The sequence below is a fragment of the Leifsonia sp. 466MF genome (assembly GCF_900100265.1).
Taxonomy (GTDB): Bacteria; Actinomycetota; Actinomycetes; order Actinomycetales; family Microbacteriaceae; genus Leifsonia.
The window spans coordinates 698667-716827 of record NZ_LT629696.1 but is presented as its reverse complement, the minus strand read 5'-3'; the positions used below and the strand labels follow the sequence as shown (position 1 = coordinate 716827).

The window sequence follows — 18161 nt, the reverse complement described above, 5'->3', positions numbered from 1 at the left end:
GCCGCGGCCTTGGTGGTCTCAGCCATTACTTGGCCTCCTCATTCGTGGTGTCGACCTCGGCCTCGGCGGCCGGGGCCGCCTTCTTGGCGCGGGTCTTCTTCTTCTCGGCCGGCGCTGCCTCGGTCGGGGCCGGGGTAGCCCGGATCCCGAGCTCGCGCTCGCGGATCACGGTGTAGATACGAGCGATGTCACGCTTCACGGCGCGCAGGCGGCCGTGGCTCTCGAGCTGGCCGGTGGCAGACTGGAAGCGGAGGTTGAACAGCTCTTCCTTGGCCTTCTTCAGCTCGTCGACGAGACGCTCGTCTTCGAAAGTGTCGAGCTCGCTCGAGGCAAGCTCCTTGGATCCGATCGCCATTACGCGTCGCCCTCCTCGCGCTTGATGATGCGTGCCTTGAGGGGCAGCTTGTGGATTGCACGGGTCATGGCCTCGCGAGCGAGCTGCTCGGAGACTCCGGAGACCTCGAAGAGGACGCGACCCGGCTTGACGTTGGCGACCCACCACTCCGGCGAACCCTTACCGGAACCCATTCGGGTCTCGGCCGGCTTCTTCGTGAGCGGACGGTCGGGGTAGATGTTGATCCACACCTTGCCGCCACGCTTGATGTGACGCGTCATGGCGATACGAGCGGACTCGATCTGACGGTTGGTCACGTAAGCGGGCGTCAGGGCCTGGATGCCGAACTCGCCGAAGGAGACCTTCGTGCCACCGGTCGCCTGGCCGCTACGGCCGGGGTGGTGCTGCTTGCGGTGCTTGACTCTGCGTGGGATCAACATGGTTATGCCTCAACTCCTGCTGCGGCCGGCGCGCCAGCGGTCTCGGGGGCGTTGCCCCGGCCACCGCGACGCGGACGGTCGTTGCGCTCGCGCGACGGCTTCTGGTTGGCCTGCTCGCGAGCCAGTTCCTTGTTCGTGATGTCGCCCTTGTAGATCCACACCTTCACACCGATGCGACCGAAGGTGGTCTTGGCCTCGTAGAAGCCGTAGTCGATGTTGGCGCGGAGCGTGTGCAGCGGCACACGACCCTCGCGGTAGAACTCGGAGCGGCTCATCTCGGCGCCGCCGAGACGGCCGGACACCTGGATGCGGACACCCTTGGCGCCGGCACGCTGCGCGCCCTGCAGACCCTTGCGCATCGCGCGGCGGAAGGCCACGCGGGCGGAGAGCTGCTCGGCGATGCCCTGCGCGACGAGCTGGGCGTCGGCCTCGGGGTTCTTCACCTCGAGGATGTTCAGCTGGATCTGCTTGCCCGTGAGCTTCTCGAGGTCGGCGCGGATGCGCTCGGCCTCGGCGCCACGACGACCGATCACGATGCCCGGGCGGGCGGTGTGGATGTCGACGCGGACGCGGTCACGGGTGCGCTCGATCTCGATGCGGGACACGCCCGCGCGGTCGAGCGACGTCTGAAGCAGACGGCGGATCTTGACGTCCTCGGCGAGGTAGTCGCTGTAACGCTGACCCGGCTTGGTGCTGTCGGAGAACCACCGCGACACGTGGTCGGTGGTGATCCCCAGACGGAAGCCGTACGGATTGACTTTCTGACCCATTACTTGCTCGCCTTCTTGCTGACGGGGGCGGCCTCGGCCTCGTCCGGCGTCGCGAGGACGACCGTGATGTGGCTGGTGCGCTTGTTGATGCGGAAGGCCCGGCCCTGTGCACGCGGCTGGAACCGCTTGAGGGTGGTCCCCTCGTCCACGAAGGCGCGGCTCACGTACAGGTCCTGCTCGTCCAGGTAGGTGTTGCTCTGGTCGGCCTTGACACGCGCGTTGGCGATGGCCGAGGCGACGAGCTTGTAGACAGGCTCGCTCGCGCTCTGGGGGGCGAACTTCAGGATGGCCAGGGCCTCCTGAGCCTGCTTGCCGCGGATCATGTTGACGACGCGGCGGGCCTTCATGGGGGTAACGCGGATGTGTCGCACGCGGGCGATCGACTCCACCATTTCTCTCCTCCTTACGCCACCGCGATCAGCGGCGGCGACCCTTCTTGTCGTCCTTCACGTGTCCACGGAAGGTGCGGGTCGGCGCAAACTCGCCGAGCTTGTGACCGACCATGGTCTCGGTGACGAACACCGGGATGTGCTTGCGACCGTCGTGCACCGCGATGGTGTGACCCAGCATGGCCGGGACGATCATCGAGCGGCGCGACCAGGTCTTGATCACGTTCTTGCTGTTGGCCTCGTTCGCGGCGACCACCTTGCGAAACAGGTGCTCGTCGACGAAGGGGCCCTTCTTGAGACTGCGTGGCATCTTCTCGAACTCCTACTTGCGCTTCTTGCCGGCGTTGCGACGGCGGACGATGAGCTTGTCGCTTTCCTTGTTGGGGTGGCGCGTACGGCCTTCCTTCTGACCCCACGGGCTGACCGGGTGGCGACCACCGGAGGTCTTGCCCTCACCACCACCGTGCGGGTGGTCGATCGGGTTCATCGCGACACCACGCACGGTCGGGCGGACGCCCTTCCAGCGCATGCGGCCGGCCTTGCCCCAGTTGATGTTCGACTGCTCGGCGTTGCCGACCTCGCCGACGGTGGCGCGGCAGCGCGCGTCGACGTTGCGGACCTCACCCGAGGGGAGGCGCAGCTGGGCGTAGGGGCCGTCCTTCGCGACGAGGCGGACCGAGGCACCGGCCGAACGGGCGAGCTTGGCGCCACCGCCCGGCTTCAGCTCGATCGCGTGCACGACGGTACCGGTCGGGATGTTGCGCAGCGGCAGGTTGTTGCCCGGCTTGATGTCCGCGCCGGCACCCGACTCGACGACGTCGCCCTGCTTCAGGCCGGCGGGCGCCAGGATGTAGCGCTTGGTGCCGTCCACGAAGTGCAGCAGCGCGATGCGCGCCGTGCGGTTGGGGTCGTACTCGATGTGGGCGACCTTGGCGTTGACGCCGTCCTTGTCGTTGCGACGGAAGTCGATCACGCGGTACTGGCGCTTGTGGCCACCACCGATGTGACGGGTCGTGATGCGGCCCTGGTTGTTGCGGCCACCGGTCTTCGACAGCGGACGGAGAAGGGACTTCTCCGGCGTCGAGCGGGTGATCTCGGCGAAGTCGGCGACCGAGGAGCCGCGACGACCGGGGGTCGTGGGCTTGTAGTTACGAATTGCCATGTCTGTTTTCCTCTAGTCCTTCGCTCAGCCGACGGCCGTGAAGATGTCGATGGAACCGGACTTCAGCGTGACGATGGCGCGCTTGGTGTCCTTGCGCTTGCCGGTGCCGAAGCGGGTGCGGCGGGTCTTGCCCTGACGGTTCAGGGTGTTCACCGACGCGACCTCGACCTTGAAGATCGACTCGATGGCGAGCTTGATCTCGGTCTTGTTCGAACGCGTGTCGACGAGGAAGGTGTACTTGCCCTCGTCGATCAGGCCGTAGCTCTTCTCAGAGACGACCGGGGCGATGATGACGTCGCGCGGGTCCTTGTTGACGGCCATTACGCGTTCACCTCTTCCTTGTTGCTCTTGGCGGCGATGAAGCCCTCGAGCGCCGCCTGCGAGAAGACGATGTCGTCGCTCACCAGGACGTCGTAGGCGTTCAGCTGGTCGTACGTCAGCACGTGCACGGTCGGCACGTTGCGGACGCTCTTGAAGGCGAGCTCGTCGTCACGCTCGAGCACGACGAGGACGTGCTTCGAGGTCGCGATGCCGCTCAGCAGGTCGACGACGGCCTTGGTGGACGGAGCGTCACCGGTCGTGAAGGCCTGGACGGCGTGGAGGCGGCTGCCGCGGGCGCGGTCCGAGAGGGCACCGAGCAGAGCAGCGGCGATCATCTTCTTCGGGGTGCGCTGAGCGTAGCTGCGCGGCGTCGGTCCGTGGACGATGCCACCACCGGTCATCTGCGGTGCGCGGATGGAACCCTGGCGGGCGCGACCGGTGCCCTTCTGCTTGAACGGCTTGCGGCCGGCGCCGGAGACCTCGCCACGACCCTTGGTCTTGTGCGTGCCCTGGCGCGCCGCGGCGAGCTGGGCGGTGACGACCTGGTGGATCAGCGGGATGTTGGTCTGAACGTCGAACAGGGCGTCGGGAAGCTCGATGGAGCCGGCCTTCTTGCCCTTGAGGTCGACGACGTCAATCGAGGTAGCCATTTACCTTAGGCCCCCTTCACTGCGTTGCGGACGAAAACGATGCGGCCACGAGCGCCGGGAACGGCGCCCTTGACCAGCAGCAGGCCCTTCTCGGCGTCGATGCCCTGCACCTTGAGGTTCAGGACGGTGACGCGCTCGCCACCCATGCGACCGGCCATGCGCATGCCCTTGAAGACACGGCTCGGGGTCGAGGAGGCGCCGATGGAGCCCGGCTTGCGGTGGTTGCGGTGCGCACCGTGCGAAGCGGAGACGCCCTGGAAGTTGTGGCGCTTCATCACACCGGCGAAGCCCTTACCCTTCGAGGTCCCGACGACGTCGACCAGCTGGCCGACCTCGAAGGTTCCGTCGACGGTGAGCTCCTGGCCGGCCGCGTACTCGGCGGCGTCGGCGGTGCGGACCTCGGTGAGGTGACGACGCGGGGTGACGCCCGCCTTGTCGAAGTGGCCGGCGGACGGCTTGTTGACCTTGCGCGGGTCGATCTGGCCGTACGCGATCTGGACGGCGTTGTAGCCGTCGGCCTCGGGGGTGCGGACCTGGGTCACGACGTTCGGCGTGATCTCGATGACGGTCACGGGGATGAGCTTGTTGTTCTCGTCCCAGACCTGGGTCATTCCGAGCTTCTTGCCGAGGAGGCCCTTGGAAGTCTTCGTGTCAGCGTTGGACATGGTGGCACTCCCCCTTAGAGCTTGATCTCGATGTTGACGTCGGCGGGCAGGTCGAGACGCATGAGCGAGTCGACGGCCTTCGGCGTCGGGTCGATGATGTCGATCAGCCGCTTGTGCGTGCGCATCTCGAAGTGCTCGCGGCTGTCCTTGTACTTGTGGGGCGAACGGATGACGACCACCACGTTCTTCTCGGTGGGAAGCGGCACCGGGCCGACGACGGTCGCGCCGGCACGGGTCACCGTGTCGACGATCTTGCGCGCCGAGGTGTCGATGACCTCGTGGTCATACGACTTAAGCCGAATGCGGATCTTCTGTCCCGCCATGTCTGACTCTCTCTCTTGTTATGGCGTCGTACGAGACGGCTCTCTCGAGCCGTTCTTCGCATTGGACGCGGGCGACGTACGCGGTGGAACGCCACTATTCTTCTGTCAACTCGTGATCGAACCTGTCACAGGCACAGAGTTAGCCCCTGGACTCGTGGGTGTTCGAATTGAGCGTGTCCTGCTGCCTGCGGCCTAACCTCACGTCGCCAAAACCGCGAATGAACACGGTGCAACGGGCTATGCACTGCCTGGCAGTGATCCGGTCGAAGCGCGCGTAGACGCGCTCGTTCCGGAATGTTGAACTAGACAAGTTTGCCAGATCGCGGCCCAACCTGCAACCCGGGCGTGTCGCGGCGTCGGCCTGTGGAGAATTCGTTCTCCACAGAGTACGCCTTGGCGACATCCAGAGGCTCCGACCACCGAAGACTCGGTGCATGAGCAACACCCAGCGATCCGCTCGTCCCGGCCTCCTGCGAACGTCTCTCCGCGCCGTGGAACCCGGCCAATTTGCGACACTGCAGCAGATCGACCGCCATCGTTCGATCGATGAAGCCCTCGCGCGGCTTCGACTCTTCGCCGCGCTCCGCCCACGTCCTCCCGTCTTCTCCCATTGGTCGGCGGCGCTCGTTCACGGATTGCCGCTTCTCGGTCCAGCCCCGAGAGAGATCCATATCCTCACTCGCGCGGCCGCGGAGGATACCGAGCGCGGCATCGTGGGCCACCTGCGCGGCGATACCGTGACGACCACCGAGGTTCGCGGTCTCCACGCCACGACTCTGACGCGCACTGTGGCGGACCTCGCGGCGAGCGCGTCGCTCATGGATGCGGTCGTGATGGCAGATTTCGTGCTCGCCCGCTCTGACCGAGCCGGGCGTGAATCGAAGACAACGCGTACGGAGCTCGTCGAGGCCGCGAAGAGTCTACCGTCGGCGGCGGGCGCCCGCCGCGCGCGTGCGGTCGCCGCGTTCGCAGACGGGCGCGCGGAGTCGCCACTGGAGTCGGTGAGCCGGGTCAGCATGGGTCTGGTCGGAGCGCCCGCACCTGACCTCCAGGTGAGCATCGGCGATCTGCTCGGCTTTCGAGCGCGCCTCGACTTCGTCTGGCCGGAACTCGGGCTCGTGGGCGAGGCGGACGGCGCAGTCAAGTACATCCACCCGGCGCTGAAGAACGGAAGAACCACCGCGGAAGTCCTGGGAGCTCAGAGCGAGCGTGAGCGGCTGATTCAATCGATGGGCCTGCGCATCACCCGCTGGGGATGGAAGACGGGGTCGCGACCGGACCGTATGCGCGTTGCACTTGAGGCCGCCGGCGTGCCACTCGCCCCGCGGTGCACGATCCCGGGGATTCGCGGCTAAGCCGACCCGTCGTTCTCGAGCAGGGTCGCGGCGTCGGGAAACCATCCGTAGCCAGAGCGGGCCGCTGTGATGCACCATGTGCTTGCACGCTCGTCACCAGCCGCGATTGCGCAGCGGAAGGAGCAGGGGGATGCGAGATGAAGATGAGGAAGCCCGGTCGGCCCACGCTCAGTCGCGGCCCGATCGCGGCGAGCAGGTGGACTCGTGCACGCTCATCGTGCGGCTGAATTCCGGGATCGAGCTGGAGTACGACCTGGATCCCCGCCGCTTCACCCTGCCGTGACGACATCCAGCGAGCGGACGCCACACATAGCGGAGCGGGGCCGACCCTAGCCGACCCCGCTCGAGTAGCGCCTCGCGCCGCTACTCAACTGATTGTCCACGACCGCTATGCGGCCCCCGAACTTCCGTTACGAGAACCTGTCAGCGATGTGGGCTGGTTTGCGAGGCTGTGGGAATCCATAGGCGCTCCTCTCGTCGAACGGAACCGTCCGGTTGAAACGGTGCGTCCATTCTGCGACTCCATCGCCCTCAGGTAAAGCGATCGGAGCGGATAGCCAGGAACGCGAAAGAGGGCCGGACCCGAAGGCCCGACCCTCTCACGAGTGAAGTCGAAGGACTTACTTGATGATCTTCGTCACCGTACCGGCGCCCACGGTGCGGCCACCCTCACGGATGGCGAAGCCGAGGCCCTCCTCCATGGCGATCGGCTGGATCAGCTCGACCGACATGTCGGTGGTGTCGCCGGGCATGACCATCTCGGTGCCCTCGGGCAGCGAGATGACGCCGGTGACGTCGGTGGTACGGAAGTAGAACTGCGGACGGTAGTTCGTGTAGAAGGGGTTGTGACGGCCACCCTCGTCCTTCGAGAGGATGTAGGCAGTGCCCTCGAAGTTGGTGTGCGGGGTCACAGAACCCGGCTTCGCCACGACCTGGCCGCGCTCCACGTCCTCGCGCTTGGTACCGCGGAGGAGCAGACCACAGTTCTCGCCGGCCCAGGCCTCGTCGAGCTGCTTGTGGAACATCTCGATACCCGTGACCGTGGTCTTCTGCGTCGGGCGGATGCCGACGATCTCGACCTCGGAGTTGATGGCCAGGGTGCCACGCTCGGCGCGGCCCGTGACGACCGTGCCACGACCGGTGATGGTGAAGACGTCCTCGATCGGCATGAGGAACGGCTTGTCCTTGTCACGCACCGGGTCGGGGATGGAGTTGTCGACGGCGTCCATGAGGTCGAGGACCGACTGGACCCACTTCTCGTCGCCCTCGAGAGCCTTGAGGCCCGAGACGCGCACGACGGGGGCGTTGTCGCCATCGAAGTCCTGGCTGGAGAGCAGCTCGCGAACCTCGAGCTCGACGAGCTCCAGGATCTCCTCGTCGTCCACCATGTCGGACTTGTTCAGCGCGACGAGCAGGTAGGGGACGCCGACCTGCTTGGCGAGCAGAACGTGCTCACGGGTCTGAGCCATCGGGCCGTCGGTGGCGGCGACCACGAGGATCGCGCCGTCCATCTGAGCAGCACCGGTGATCATGTTCTTGATGTAGTCGGCGTGACCCGGGGCGTCAACGTGCGCGTAGTGGCGCTTCGGCGTCTCGTACTCGACGTGCGAGATGTTGATCGTGATACCACGCTGACGCTCTTCCGGAGCCGAGTCGATCGACGCGAAGTCGCGCTGAACGTTGGTCGCCGACGGGTACTTGTCAGCAAGCACCTTGGAGATCGCCGCGGTGAGCGTCGTCTTGCCGTGGTCGACGTGACCGATGGTTCCGATGTTGACGTGCGGCTTAGTCCGCTCGAACTTGGCCTTAGCCACTGTGGGTCCTCCTCAGGACTCTCGTGTAGAGGCGCCGGTCGATGGATTTCGACCGGAAGCTCTACGGGATTGGTTTCTTATGTTACGGGATGTTGCCGAAGGCTTGAGACCCGAGGTCACTCGCCCTTGCTCTTCTGGACGATCTCGTCGGCCACAGCCTTCGGGACCTCCGCGTAGCTGTCGAACTGCATCGAGTACACCGCGCGGCCCGAGGTCTTCGACCGCAGGTCACCGATGTAACCGAACATCTCCGACAGCGGGACGTTGGCACGCACCACCTTGACACCGCTGGCGTCCTCCATGGACTGGATCTGCCCGCGACGGGAGTTCAGGTCGCCGATGACGTCGCCCATGTACTCCTCCGGCGTACGCACCTCGACCGCCATGAGCGGCTCGAGGAGCACCGGGTTCGCCTTCCGAGCGGCCTCCTTGTAGGCCATCGAGCCGGCGATCTTGAACGCCATCTCCGAGGAGTCGACGTCGTGCGCTGCACCGTCGAGGAGCGTCGCCTTGACGCCCACCGTCGGGAAGCCGGCGAGAACGCCGACCTGCATCGCGTCCTGGATTCCCGCGTCCACCGAGGGGATGTACTCGCGCGGGACGCGACCGCCGGTGACGGCGTTCACGAACTCGTACGAGGTCTCCGGGGTGACCTCCATGGGCTCCAGGCTGATCTGCACCTTAGCGAACTGACCGGAACCACCGGTCTGCTTCTTGTGGGTGTAGTCGTACTTCTCCACCGTGCGGCGGATGGTCTCGCGGTAGGCCACCTGGGGCTTGCCGACGTTCGCCTCGACGTTGAACTCGCGCTTCATGCGGTCGACGAGGATGTCGAGGTGGAGCTCGCCCATGCCCTTGATGACGGTCTGGCCGGTCTCCTGGTTCTGCTCGGTGCGGAACGTCGGGTCCTCTTCGGCCAGCTTCTGGATCGCGGTGCCCAGCTTCTCCTGGTCGGCCTTGGTCTTCGGCTCGATGGCGACCTCGATCACCGGCTCCGGGAAGGTCATCGACTCGAGCACGACCTGGTTGTCCGGGTCGCTCAGGGTGTCACCGGTGGTGGTGTCCTTGAGGCCGATCACCGCGTAGATGTTGCCGGCGGTGACGAAGTCGACCGGGTTCTCCTTGTTGGCGTGCATCTGGAAGATCTTGCCGATGCGCTCCTTCTTGCCCTTGGTCGAGTTGATGACCTGGGCGCCGGAGTCGATGCGGCCCGAGTAGACGCGCACGTAGGTGAGGCGACCGAAGAACGGGTGCACCGCGACCTTGAAGGCCAGGGCGGAGAACGGCTCGGTGGCGTCGGCGTGGCGCAGGATGACCTGCTCCTCGTCGCGCGGGTTGTGCGCCTCGATGGCGGGCACATCGAGCGGCGACGGGAGGTAGTCGATCACGGCGTCGAGCATCGGCTGCACACCGCGGTTCTTGAACGCCGAACCGCACAGGACCGGGTAGATCTCGTTGTTCACGGTGAGCTTGCGGATGGCCGCCTTGATCTCCGGAACGGTGATCTCCTCGCCGCCGAAGAACTTCTCGAGCAGCACGTCGTCGCTCTCGGCGACGGTCTCGATGAGCTTCGCGCGGTACTCCTCGGCCTTGGCCTGGAGGTCGGCGGGGATCTCCTGGACCTCGTACTTGGCGCCCATGGTGACATCACCCTTGGCGTCGCCGGGCCAGACCAGCGCACGCATCTCGATCAGGTCGACGACGCCGACGAAGTCGGACTCGGAACCGATCGGGAGCTGCATCACCAGCGGCTTGGCGCCGAGGCGCGAGATGATGGTGTCGACGGTGAAGTAGAAGTCGGCGCCGAGCTTGTCCATCTTGTTGACGAAGCAGATGCGCGGGACGACGTACTTGTCGGCCTGACGCCACACGGTCTCCGACTGGGGCTCGACGCCCTCCTTCGCGTCGAACACGGCGACGGCGCCGTCGAGGACGCGGAGCGAACGCTCCACCTCGACGGTGAAGTCCACGTGACCGGGCGTGTCGATGATGTTGATCTGGTTCTTGTTCCAGAAACAGGTCACGGCCGCGGACGTGATGGTGATGCCGCGCTCCTTCTCCTGCTCCATCCAGTCGGTGGTCGAGGCGCCATCGTGCGTCTCGCCGATCTTGTGGTTGACGCCCGTGTAGAACAGGATGCGCTCGGTCGTAGTGGTCTTGCCGGCATCGATGTGGGCCATGATGCCGATGTTGCGGACCTTGTTCAGGTCGGTGAGCACGTCCTGTGCCACAGGGTTCCTCCGAATTGTTGAAAGTGAGGGGTGCCGTCCGGGCGCGGCACTATGAGGTATAACGCCCGGACGGCCAGATTTATTACCGCGGTGCGGTGCTTACCAGCGGTAGTGGGCGAAGGCCTTGTTCGACTCGGCCATCTTGTGCGTGTCCTCGCGACGCTTGACAGCGGCGCCGAGACCGTTGGACGCGTCCAGGATCTCGTTCTGGAGACGCTCGGTCATCGTCTTCTCGCGACGACCCTTGGCGTAGCTGGTGAGCCAGCGGAGCGCGAGCGTGTTCGCGCGGTGCGGCTTGACCTCGACCGGCACCTGGTAGGTCGAGCCACCGACACGGCGGGAGCGGACCTCGAGGGTCGGACGGATGTTGTCGAGAGCCTTCTTCAGCGTGGTGACCGCGTCCTGGCCGGACTTGGTGGCGACACCCTCGAGCGCGTCGTAGACGATGCGCTCGGCGAGGCCCTTCTTGCCGTCGAGGAGGATCTTGTTGACGAGCTGGCTGACGACCGGCGCGCCGTACACGGGGTCGGCGACGACGGGGCGCTTCGGAGCGGGACCCTTGCGAGGCATTACTTCTTCTCCATCTTCGCGCCGTAACGGCTGCGAGCCTGCTTGCGGTTCTTCACGGCCTGGGTGTCCAGGGCGCCACGAACGATCTTGTAGCGGACACCCGGGAGGTCCTTCACACGACCGCCGCGGACGAGCACCATCGAGTGCTCCTGCAGGTTGTGGCCCTCACCGGGGATGTAAGCGGTGACCTCGGTCCCGTTCGACAGCTTCACACGGGCGACCTTGCGGAGCGCCGAGTTCGGCTTCTTGGGGGTGGTGGTGTACACACGCGTGCACACGCCGCGCTGCTGCGGGTTGGCCTTAAGGGCGGGAGCCTTGGTCTTGGTGACCTTCGGCGTCCGGCCCTTACGGACCAACTGCTGAATGGTTGGCACTGAACTTCTCCTTTTATGGACTGCACGGTGACAGTTGTTGCTTCTTCCCCATGAGCCACCCACCGGCTTCGCGCCCGTCATCGGAACGATGGAGGCTGTCGTCGGGTGGAACGGCACTTGGGGGAATCGGACGGCAGAGCCGGCCGATATGCCGTGGGGGCGGGGGTCCCGTGCGGTCTCCCTGCCCATCGGATGAGTACGTGCCAACCCGCTCGCTCCTGGCCCGGAAACCGGGCACGAAGCAAGCGCGCGACAGAGCGCACACCCGATAAATACTATCCGCCGGGGGCCGGTCGGTCAAATGAGCACGGGTGCGGGCGGCCGGTGTCCGCGCAGGGCGAAACCCACTGCGGCACCCGTCAGCCCTGGGTCGTCCCGTCCTCGTACTGGGGCGTGAACACGGGGGCGCCGTCCGGGCCGAACGTCACGGATCCGAAGTACTGGAACGAGAACGGATCCGTCGACGCCGGGCCGGTCGAGCCGTCCGTGGGGCTCGTCACCGTTCCGGAGGCCTCGACGGTCCCCTCGTCGCTCGACACCATCCATCCGCCGTGCGCCCACGAGGAGTCGACCGCGACGAAGGGGCGTTGGTCCAGCTTCCACTGGACGCCGCTCACCGTGTAGCCGTCGTCTGTCGTGTCGTCCACGACGAACGGGCATCCGGCCGGATCGGGAACGGTCGTCGCGAGGCACGCGTCCAGCCACGCGTCGACGGCGGCGCGCGCGGCGGTGTCGCCATCGGACGAGAGCTGGGCCGGGAAGCGGGTGGTCTTCGTCCGGTCGGACGGGCTGGATGCCACGTCCGCATCCCAGATCCGGTAGGCGGCGTTGGGCGACGTGAAGCTCATGGGGTAGCTGCCCGGGAGAGCGCGGAATGTGACGATCGTGCGCAGCGCCTGCTTCACGGGCCTGATGCCGGCGATGGAGTAGGTCATCCCGTCCGGCGCCTGCACCTCGAACGAGACCGTGTCCGGTGCGACCTTCGCCATGCGCCAGAGCGGGACGCCGGGGAGCCCGCCGGTCCGCTCGAACGCGAACGTACGGCGCTGCTCCTGGTCGCCCTGTGTGAGGACGGCCTCAACGGTCGTGCGGCCCGACCGGGTCACCGGGTGGCCGACGGTGAACGACGTGATGCGATGCGTGGCCTTGGCATACGCCGTGTCGGTCAGCAGGATATCCCCGGCCGAGCGGTGGATCCCGGCGATGCGCATCGCCTGCTCCGCCTTGCCGTGCTCGAGCGCGGTCAGGTACCGCGCGACCAGCGTGCGCGGCAGCTCCTGCGCCATGCCGATCGTCCCGACCGACATCACGGCGCCCGCGAGCGTGGCGAGTACCACCGCCGTGGCGCCCAGCCACAGCGCCGTCCGTGTCGACTTCTCCACGCTCAGCCCTGGGACCCGTCGCCCCGCGCCGGCGTGAAGACCGCACCGTCGCCGGTGAAGGTGACCGTGCCCGAGTACGCGAACGGGATGTCGCCGGTCGAGACCTGCCCGGTGGCGCCGTCGGCGAGCCTGGTCACCTTCGCCGTCGCCGTGACCGAGCCGCCGGAGCCGCGGACGTCCCACCCTCCGTCGTGCCAGTCTCCGTACATGTCGACCTCGGGGCGCGTCACCAGCGCCCACCGCAGGTCGCTCAGCCGGACGCCGTTCGCCGTCTCGTCCTTCACCAGGAACGGGCAGTTCGCCGGAGCGGCGTCCTGCGTGGCGAGGCAGGCGTCCAGCCAGTCCTCGACGGCCTTCTTCGCATCCGCGTAGCCCGTTTCGGAGAGCTCGGCGGCGAACTGCGTCGGAGTGACGACGCTGCCGACCGGATGCGAGATGGCGACACCGCTCTTCGCGGAGTAATCGGCGCTCGACGAGCTGACCTTCACCGGGTAGCTGCCGGGGAGGGCGCGCAGCTTCGCAACAGCGTCATCGCTCGACGGCGTGACACCCGCGATGGTGAAGCTCAGGCCGCTGGGCCCCGCGGTCTCGACCTCGACGGTGTCCGGCGTCACGGGTGCCAGCTTCCACAGCGGGAGGAACGGCAGGCCACCCGCGCGCACGACGCGGAAGGAGCGGTGGTACGGGCGATCGCCCTGCTCGACCGTCGCATCCACCGTCGTCACGCCTTTGCGGGTGACCGGGGCCCCGAGCGTGAACGAGGTGATGCGGTCGGTCGCGGTGGCGTAGGCCTTCTGGGTCAACAGGATGTCGCCGGATCGCGGAGTGATCCCGCCCAGCGTCATCGCCTCCCGGGCATGGCCGTGCACGAGGGCGTCGAGATAGCGCGCGACCACGGTGCGCGGCATGCTCTGCGCCGCCGCGACGGTGGTGACGGAGAAGAAGGCGCCGACGGCCGTGCACAGCACGGCAGCGGCGGCGAGGACCCACCAGAACCAGCGGACGCGGACGGTGCGCTTCGCGGGCGCGGCTTCGGACTCGGTGCTCACGTGGACTCCCCCATACCGGCCGGATACCGATCGGCCGACAGTCAGCTTAGGGGCGGGACGCAGAAGAGCGCGGGCACCCGTTCGGGGTACCCGCGCTCCGCTGTCGTGTGGGTTCGGCTCAGCCGCCGATGCCCTTGGCGAGCTCGCTGTCGACGTTCTGCAGGGCGTCGGCCGCCTTGGTGAGGAACTGCGACATCCCGTCGAGTCCGTTCACCGCCTCGGTGGTGCCCTTGGTGAACTGCTCGTACGAGGTGTGGAAGGCGCCGGACGCCTGGTCGGTGACGAAGCCCCCGTTCACGAGCCCGTTCACCAGGTTCTGCAGCTCGTGGAGCTTCGCGGTGATGTCGTCCTTGCCCGCGATGAGGCGGTTGGCGGCATCGGTCATCTCGCCGTACGTGACGTTCATGTTGGCCATGACGGTCCTTATCCCTTCGGTTCGAAAGAGGCCGTACCCCCGGGGCCGACCAGCTACGTCCACCTAACCAGGCCTGCGGAGAGGACGGAATGGGGAGCACTCCCCATCCGTCGGAGTTCACGCTCGCCGGGCCAGCGGGATAGCGTGGCTGCCATGCCGTCGTACAGCCCGATGAAGCCGAACCCGAACTCCGCCGCTGCACGCGGAACCAGGTCGCGTTCGGACCGCTCCTCGACACCGCCGTCGCAGGCCGAGCGCGCGCTCCGCCCTCTCGGATACCTGCTGGTGGCCCTGGTGTGGACGGTGCTCGGGGCGGTCACGGTGGCTCTCCCCGCCGCCCTGCCCTTCGGTCTCTGGAGCACGAACCCCGACTTCAGCTCCCGCGAGTTCGTCACGGGCGGCGACACCGTGATCATCGTGCTGTTCCTCGTGTTCGCCCTCGTCGTGCTCGTCCCGCTTCTCGGGTACGCGTTCGTCGCGCTCGCGCTCGGATCGGTCTCGCTCGCCGTGCTGTCGTGGACGTACGTGGTCCGCAGCCTGCGACCGTCGTATGCGGGCGAGCGGCTGTCGAGCACGGGATGGTCGCGCAACGTCATCGGGCCGGTGACGGTCGGCAAGACGGCACTGTCGCTGCTCCCGGTCCGGATGACGCCCTGGACGGCGTTCTGGACCGAGATCATGTTCCTCGGCTGGCGACCGGGACGCGCTGTGCTGGTCGCCGGCATCCCCTACGGTCTCGCGTCGTTCCTCGTCGCCGGCTGGCTGTTCTGGCCGGTCGGCCCGATCGGCGCGGTCGTCTGGACCGTTGTGACGGCGGCGCTCGTGGTGACCACCGTCATGCTGATCGTCCGCGAGTACCGCCGCCGGGTGAGCGGGCGGAAGGTGAGCGGACGGAAGGTCAGCGGGCGGAGGCCGGCTGCACGAGAGGCGCGCGGAAGCTGATCGAGTCGATCATCGCGTCGAACAACTCCAGGTAGAGCTCCGGAGCCGTCGCCATCGGCGCGTTGATGCGCGCGTGGATGAGACGCGAGCCGTCCGGAACCGCGAACCGGTAGTCGGCCACCAGTTCGGGAGCGGACTGCTCGTCGTAGGTCGTCTGCCGGACCTGCGATCGACGTCGCACCGGCCCGATGGAGAACTCGAACGCGTCGTCGTCCGGGAAGCAGCGCTGCAGGTGCGTGGCGGTGTCGTCGTCCGGTCCGGGTGTCGTCGGCCACTCCTCGCGCGACAGCACGATGGAGGCGGGGAACGGCACCCCCGGGAGGATCTCCATGGAGAGCGCGAGGGCGAAAGCCGAGGTCGCGTCCGCCAGGGCGACCAGGTGCTCCAGCTCGGTCTTCGCCGTGCGCCGGACGCGCGCCAGCCGGTCGGCGCGACCGACCCGCTCGGTCACGAGGCGCGCGATGCGCCGGGAGGCCGCCTCCTCGTCGTGCAGCGGGATCATCACCCACGTGCCCGGGAAGACGATGGTGAGCTCATCGTCGAGTGAGGTCAGACGTGCGTCGGTCATGCGAACTCCCCCAGAGTGACGCGCAGCGAGTCGGCGATGGCCTGCGTGTCAGTGACCATGTCGTCGAAGCCGCCGATGAATCCCGATCGGAACACGGTGTGGAACGCCTGTGCGGACCCGACCGGGAAGATCGCGAAGACCACCCGCTGCTCCAGGAGGGCGTCGCCCGCGTCGTCGTCGGCGAGGGCCGTCAGGTGCGTGAAGCCGACGAGCTCGCCGACCGCGTGGGCCGTGCGCCAGGAGCGGTAGCCGAGGGTCTCGTAGCCGGGGCGGCGTTCGGCCGCATCCGCGTCGGTCGCCGCGAGGTAGCTCTCCGGGCTGTCGTCGACCTCGAGCTGCAGCAGCTCGAAGGTCTGGTAGGCGTTCAAGACGCCCGCCGACGGGATCGGGATGTACACCCGCGCGCGGGTGGCGCCGGTCGGGTCCTCGGCGTGCAGCACCTGCTGCAGGGCGCGGAGCTGGGCCGTCAGGCCGGCCGCCTGCGCACCCGCGTCCAGGGTGGCCGCGAATCGCTCCGGCCAGTCCCCTCGAGGGTCCTCGTTCAGCAGCTCGACGTCGTACCAACCCTCCGGGGCCTCGAACGTGAAGTCGACGATGTCGCGCGGGCGCAGCGTCATACCGGGTCAGCCTCCTCAGCCGTTGTTGCTCTTGTAGGTCGGAACATACTTGTCCGCCTGGCCGAGCGCGAACTTCTGCAGGTCGATGCTGGGGATCTTGGGCAGATCGGTGTGGTTGCCGCCGTCGAACTTGTTGGCGATCTCGTCCACCTTGCCCGGAGCGTTGACCAGCTCGATGCCCTTGTTGATCAGCGCGGTGCCCTGGTGGTACGCGGCGACGACGGTGAGCGGGTTCACCTCGCGGGCGCCGACGTCATGCGAGACGGCCCGCACGACGTTCTGGTCGATGCCGAGCAGCGTCCGCATCGCCTTCGCCTTGTCGGCGCCATCCGTCACCAGGGCCTTGTACGCGGCGCGCTGGCCGGCGGCCGACTCGCCGGCGGCCTGCCAGATCTTGACCGGGTTGACGTCGTTGAGCGGCTTCTCGAAGAGCTTCTTCGTCGCCGACTTCATCAAGCGCTTGCCGATCTGCATCTTGAGCATGGCGTTCGGGCTGGTGCGCACACCGCCGACCAGCCGCGGAGCACGGGCCAGCGCCTTGATGCGCGCGGCCTTTCCGAGGAACGCGAAGATGCGTCCGCCGAAGAGGCTCAGCGCGACGCCGACGGCGGCTCCGATGATGTCGAGGAACGTGCCCTCGCCGTTCGCGAACTTCACGACGGCATCGACCAGCTTGATGATGGATGCGACCAGCGCGATCACGACCAGCACCTGTCCGAGGATCGGAACCCAGGAGAGGAAGATCGCCAGGACCCCGGCGATGTCGCCGATGGTCTCGATGACATCCATCACCTTGTCCCAGAAGCCCGGGTTCTTCAGGCCGTTGTTGTGGTGGTCGACGACGTCGACGATCGCGTCGACCGCCTTCTCGGCCGCGCGGTTCTTCTTGTCGCGGGCGTCGTACCAGGCCTGGTGCGCCGCCTGCAGGGCTGCGTTGGCGTCGCGGGCGGCATCGTCGGCCTTGTCGGCCGACTTGCCCGCGGTCGCGGCGTCCTCCGGCTTCGCCTTCTGCGCGTCGGTGTGGGCGGTCGTCGCCGCCTTGTGCGCCGCATCCGCCGCGCTCTGCTTCTGCTCGATCAGCGCGATGGCCTTGTCGGCGTCGTCCTGCGCCTCGCGCAACTGGGCGGCGTACGTGATCAGCGCGTTCGCCGTCTTCGAGTAGCGGTCCTTGGCCTTGTTGATGTCTTCTGCGGTGTCCTTCGACATCTCCTGCAGCTTCGATACGGCCTGGGACTTGTAGCCGTCGAGGTCGTGGATCTTGTTGAGCTCCTTCACGGAGCGCTGGATCGCCTCGCCGATCGACTCGTAGTGCCGGGCCTTCGCCTCCAGGACGTCGGGGTCGCCGGTCAGCGGCTGGAACTCCTTGTCGCTCACTTGTGGTCCGCACCCTTCTTCTCGTCCAGCGCCTTGGCGAGGTCGCCGTCCACCTTCACGAAGTTGTCCGCCACTGCGGCGATGACCTGCTGCACGTTCTTCACGTTCTCGGTCATCTCCTTGCGCTTCTCGTTCCACTTGTGGGCGAAGTCGCGGACGTGGCTGTGCAGGTCGTCGTGCCCGGTCGCCTCGGCGACGGAGTCGCTGAAGTCGTCGGCGTTCTGGAACTCGCGCACGACGGCGTCGAGGTCATCGCGCAGCTGCACCAGCTCGTCCAGCTTGAGTACGAGATCGGACACTGTTCCTCCCCTTCCGGTGGCGACCGCCGGAGTCCTCCGGTCATCCTGTCTTCAGCAACGTACCGGTGGACCAGCGGGGAAGCGATGGGGAGCGGTCCCCATCCACGTGCGGGCGAG

Annotated in this window: 24 protein-coding genes; 3 read left to right on the top strand and 21 right to left on the bottom strand. The window is 67.0% G+C overall.

All coding sequences use genetic code 11. The features are described from left to right. Positions 1–25: 25 nt before the first annotated feature. Genes rpmC through rpsJ form a run of 10 tightly spaced genes read right to left on the bottom strand, consistent with a single transcriptional unit; the run spans position 26 to position 5054 of the window. Positions 26–355: a 50S ribosomal protein L29 gene (gene rpmC / locus BLR91_RS03355; RefSeq protein ID WP_018191960.1), complete on the bottom strand. Its 330-nt coding sequence runs from the start codon at positions 353–355 to the stop codon at positions 26–28. Next, positions 355–774 (bottom strand): 50S ribosomal protein L16, encoded by a 420-nt coding sequence (rplP, locus tag BLR91_RS03350; RefSeq protein WP_018191961.1) that lies wholly within the window; start codon positions 772–774, stop codon positions 355–357. Before rplP ends, rpmC begins: the two co-directional genes overlap by 1 nt. Before the next feature lie 2 nt (positions 775–776). Beyond that, positions 777–1544 carry a 30S ribosomal protein S3 gene (gene rpsC, locus BLR91_RS03345; RefSeq protein ID WP_020076940.1) on the bottom strand — a complete coding sequence of 256 codons (768 nt, stop codon included), beginning with the start codon at positions 1542–1544 and terminating at the stop codon, positions 777–779. Continuing rightward, positions 1544–1936: a 50S ribosomal protein L22 gene (rplV, locus tag BLR91_RS03340; RefSeq protein WP_018191963.1), complete on the bottom strand. Its 393-nt coding sequence runs from the start codon at positions 1934–1936 to the stop codon at positions 1544–1546. The genes rpsC and rplV overlap by 1 nt, the downstream gene beginning before the upstream one ends. A gap of 25 nt (positions 1937–1961) precedes the next feature. After that, the gene (gene rpsS, locus BLR91_RS03335) at positions 1962–2243 is read right to left on the bottom strand and encodes a 30S ribosomal protein S19 (protein ID WP_018191964.1); all 282 of its coding nucleotides are present in this window, start codon (positions 2241–2243) and stop codon (positions 1962–1964) included. A gap of 12 nt (positions 2244–2255) precedes the next feature. Continuing rightward, entirely contained in the window at positions 2256–3095 is an 840-nt protein-coding gene (rplB, locus tag BLR91_RS03330; RefSeq protein WP_018191965.1) for a 50S ribosomal protein L2, read from the bottom strand. 24 nt (positions 3096–3119) lie between these two features. Next, positions 3120–3416, bottom strand: coding sequence for a 50S ribosomal protein L23 (gene rplW, locus BLR91_RS03325; protein ID WP_018191966.1), 297 nt, complete (start codon positions 3414–3416; stop codon positions 3120–3122). After that, positions 3416–4066 carry a 50S ribosomal protein L4 gene (rplD, locus tag BLR91_RS03320; RefSeq protein WP_018191967.1) on the bottom strand — a complete coding sequence of 217 codons (651 nt, stop codon included), beginning with the start codon at positions 4064–4066 and terminating at the stop codon, positions 3416–3418. Before rplD ends, rplW begins: the two co-directional genes overlap by 1 nt. Positions 4067–4071: 5 nt before the next feature. Further along, the gene (gene rplC / locus BLR91_RS03315) at positions 4072–4731 is read right to left on the bottom strand and encodes a 50S ribosomal protein L3 (protein ID WP_020076939.1); all 660 of its coding nucleotides are present in this window, start codon (positions 4729–4731) and stop codon (positions 4072–4074) included. 14 nt (positions 4732–4745) lie between these two features. Next, positions 4746–5054: a 30S ribosomal protein S10 gene (gene rpsJ / locus BLR91_RS03310; protein WP_018191969.1), complete on the bottom strand. Its 309-nt coding sequence runs from the start codon at positions 5052–5054 to the stop codon at positions 4746–4748. 434 nt (positions 5055–5488) lie between these two features. Here rpsJ and BLR91_RS03305 point away from each other — a divergent pair, with 434 nt between their 5' ends. Continuing rightward, the gene (locus BLR91_RS03305) at positions 5489–6409 is read left to right on the top strand and encodes a hypothetical protein (protein WP_157694671.1); all 921 of its coding nucleotides are present in this window, start codon (positions 5489–5491) and stop codon (positions 6407–6409) included. Between the two features lie 130 nt (positions 6410–6539). Next, positions 6540–6692 (top strand): hypothetical protein, encoded by a 153-nt coding sequence (locus tag BLR91_RS20130; RefSeq protein WP_018191970.1) that lies wholly within the window; start codon positions 6540–6542, stop codon positions 6690–6692. A gap of 337 nt (positions 6693–7029) precedes the next feature. On the opposite strand, the gene tuf is transcribed toward BLR91_RS20130, so the two are convergent. From tuf to BLR91_RS03270, 7 genes are all read right to left on the bottom strand, one after another. Continuing rightward, positions 7030–8223, bottom strand: a complete 1194-nt coding sequence (gene tuf, locus BLR91_RS03300; RefSeq protein WP_018191971.1) for an elongation factor Tu — start codon at positions 8221–8223, stop codon at positions 7030–7032. A gap of 116 nt (positions 8224–8339) precedes the next feature. Beyond that, on the bottom strand, positions 8340–10454 hold the full coding sequence (gene fusA, locus BLR91_RS03295; protein WP_018191972.1) for an elongation factor G: 2115 nt from the start codon (positions 10452–10454) through the stop codon (positions 8340–8342). 99 nt (positions 10455–10553) lie between these two features. After that, positions 10554–11024, bottom strand: a complete 471-nt coding sequence (rpsG, locus tag BLR91_RS03290) for a 30S ribosomal protein S7 (protein ID WP_018191973.1) — start codon at positions 11022–11024, stop codon at positions 10554–10556. Beyond that, entirely contained in the window at positions 11024–11398 is a 375-nt protein-coding gene (rpsL, locus tag BLR91_RS03285) for a 30S ribosomal protein S12 (RefSeq protein WP_011186743.1), read from the bottom strand. Before rpsL ends, rpsG begins: the two co-directional genes overlap by 1 nt. A 359-nt stretch (positions 11399–11757) precedes the next feature. Next, a complete protein-coding gene (locus BLR91_RS03280) occupies positions 11758–12780 on the bottom strand; it encodes a hypothetical protein (protein ID WP_089877076.1) in 1023 nt (340 codons plus the stop codon). 2 nt (positions 12781–12782) lie between these two features. Then, on the bottom strand, positions 12783–13829 hold the full coding sequence (locus BLR91_RS03275; protein WP_089877079.1) for a hypothetical protein: 1047 nt from the start codon (positions 13827–13829) through the stop codon (positions 12783–12785). Positions 13830–13947: 118 nt separating this feature from the next. Further along, entirely contained in the window at positions 13948–14244 is a 297-nt protein-coding gene (locus BLR91_RS03270; protein ID WP_018191976.1) for a WXG100 family type VII secretion target, read from the bottom strand. Between the two features lie 153 nt (positions 14245–14397). Here BLR91_RS03270 and BLR91_RS03265 point away from each other — a divergent pair, with 153 nt between their 5' ends. Next, a complete protein-coding gene (locus BLR91_RS03265) occupies positions 14398–15186 on the top strand; it encodes a hypothetical protein (RefSeq protein ID WP_089877082.1) in 789 nt (262 codons plus the stop codon). On the opposite strand, the gene BLR91_RS03260 is transcribed toward BLR91_RS03265, so the two are convergent. The 4 genes from BLR91_RS03260 to BLR91_RS03245 are packed head-to-tail and all read right to left on the bottom strand — an operon-like array spanning position 15143 to position 18044. Then, positions 15143–15754: a hypothetical protein gene (locus BLR91_RS03260; protein WP_089877085.1), complete on the bottom strand. Its 612-nt coding sequence runs from the start codon at positions 15752–15754 to the stop codon at positions 15143–15145. The two genes, BLR91_RS03265 and BLR91_RS03260, sit on opposite strands and share 44 nt — an antisense overlap. Continuing rightward, positions 15751–16371, bottom strand: coding sequence for a hypothetical protein (locus tag BLR91_RS03255; protein WP_089877087.1), 621 nt, complete (start codon positions 16369–16371; stop codon positions 15751–15753). The genes BLR91_RS03260 and BLR91_RS03255 overlap by 4 nt, the downstream gene beginning before the upstream one ends. Before the next feature lie 15 nt (positions 16372–16386). Then, a complete protein-coding gene (locus BLR91_RS03250; RefSeq protein ID WP_020487544.1) occupies positions 16387–17745 on the bottom strand; it encodes a putative T7SS-secreted protein in 1359 nt (452 codons plus the stop codon). Further along, positions 17742–18044, bottom strand: a complete 303-nt coding sequence (locus tag BLR91_RS03245; protein ID WP_018191980.1) for a hypothetical protein — start codon at positions 18042–18044, stop codon at positions 17742–17744. Before BLR91_RS03245 ends, BLR91_RS03250 begins: the two co-directional genes overlap by 4 nt. Positions 18045–18161: the final 117 nt, after the last annotated feature.

What these genes read in the sequence shown, in the direction of transcription:
- rpmC (WP_018191960.1), bottom strand. Translation starts at nt 355, where the DNA reads ATGGCGATCGGATCCAAGGAGCTTGCCTCGAGCGAGCTCGACACTTTC.
- rplP (WP_018191961.1), bottom strand. Translation starts at nt 774, where the DNA reads ATGTTGATCCCACGCAGAGTCAAGCACCGCAAGCAGCACCACCCCGGC.
- rpsC (WP_020076940.1), bottom strand. Translation starts at nt 1,544, where the DNA reads ATGGGTCAGAAAGTCAATCCGTACGGCTTCCGTCTGGGGATCACCACC.
- rplV (WP_018191963.1), bottom strand. Translation starts at nt 1,936, where the DNA reads ATGGTGGAGTCGATCGCCCGCGTGCGACACATCCGCGTTACCCCCATG.
- rpsS (WP_018191964.1), bottom strand. Translation starts at nt 2,243, where the DNA reads ATGCCACGCAGTCTCAAGAAGGGCCCCTTCGTCGACGAGCACCTGTTT.
- rplB (WP_018191965.1), bottom strand. Translation starts at nt 3,095, where the DNA reads ATGGCAATTCGTAACTACAAGCCCACGACCCCCGGTCGTCGCGGCTCC.
- rplW (WP_018191966.1), bottom strand. Translation starts at nt 3,416, where the DNA reads ATGGCCGTCAACAAGGACCCGCGCGACGTCATCATCGCCCCGGTCGTC.
- rplD (WP_018191967.1), bottom strand. Translation starts at nt 4,066, where the DNA reads ATGGCTACCTCGATTGACGTCGTCGACCTCAAGGGCAAGAAGGCCGGC.
- rplC (WP_020076939.1), bottom strand. Translation starts at nt 4,731, where the DNA reads ATGTCCAACGCTGACACGAAGACTTCCAAGGGCCTCCTCGGCAAGAAG.
- rpsJ (WP_018191969.1), bottom strand. Translation starts at nt 5,054, where the DNA reads ATGGCGGGACAGAAGATCCGCATTCGGCTTAAGTCGTATGACCACGAG.
- BLR91_RS03305 (WP_157694671.1), top strand. Translation starts at nt 5,489, where the DNA reads ATGAGCAACACCCAGCGATCCGCTCGTCCCGGCCTCCTGCGAACGTCT.
- BLR91_RS20130 (WP_018191970.1), top strand. Translation starts at nt 6,540, where the DNA reads ATGCGAGATGAAGATGAGGAAGCCCGGTCGGCCCACGCTCAGTCGCGG.
- rpsG (WP_018191973.1), bottom strand. Translation starts at nt 11,024, where the DNA reads ATGCCTCGCAAGGGTCCCGCTCCGAAGCGCCCCGTCGTCGCCGACCCC.
- BLR91_RS03270 (WP_018191976.1), bottom strand. Translation starts at nt 14,244, where the DNA reads ATGGCCAACATGAACGTCACGTACGGCGAGATGACCGATGCCGCCAAC.
- BLR91_RS03265 (WP_089877082.1), top strand. Translation starts at nt 14,398, where the DNA reads ATGCCGTCGTACAGCCCGATGAAGCCGAACCCGAACTCCGCCGCTGCA.
- BLR91_RS03260 (WP_089877085.1), bottom strand. Translation starts at nt 15,754, where the DNA reads ATGACCGACGCACGTCTGACCTCACTCGACGATGAGCTCACCATCGTC.
- BLR91_RS03255 (WP_089877087.1), bottom strand. Translation starts at nt 16,371, where the DNA reads ATGACGCTGCGCCCGCGCGACATCGTCGACTTCACGTTCGAGGCCCCG.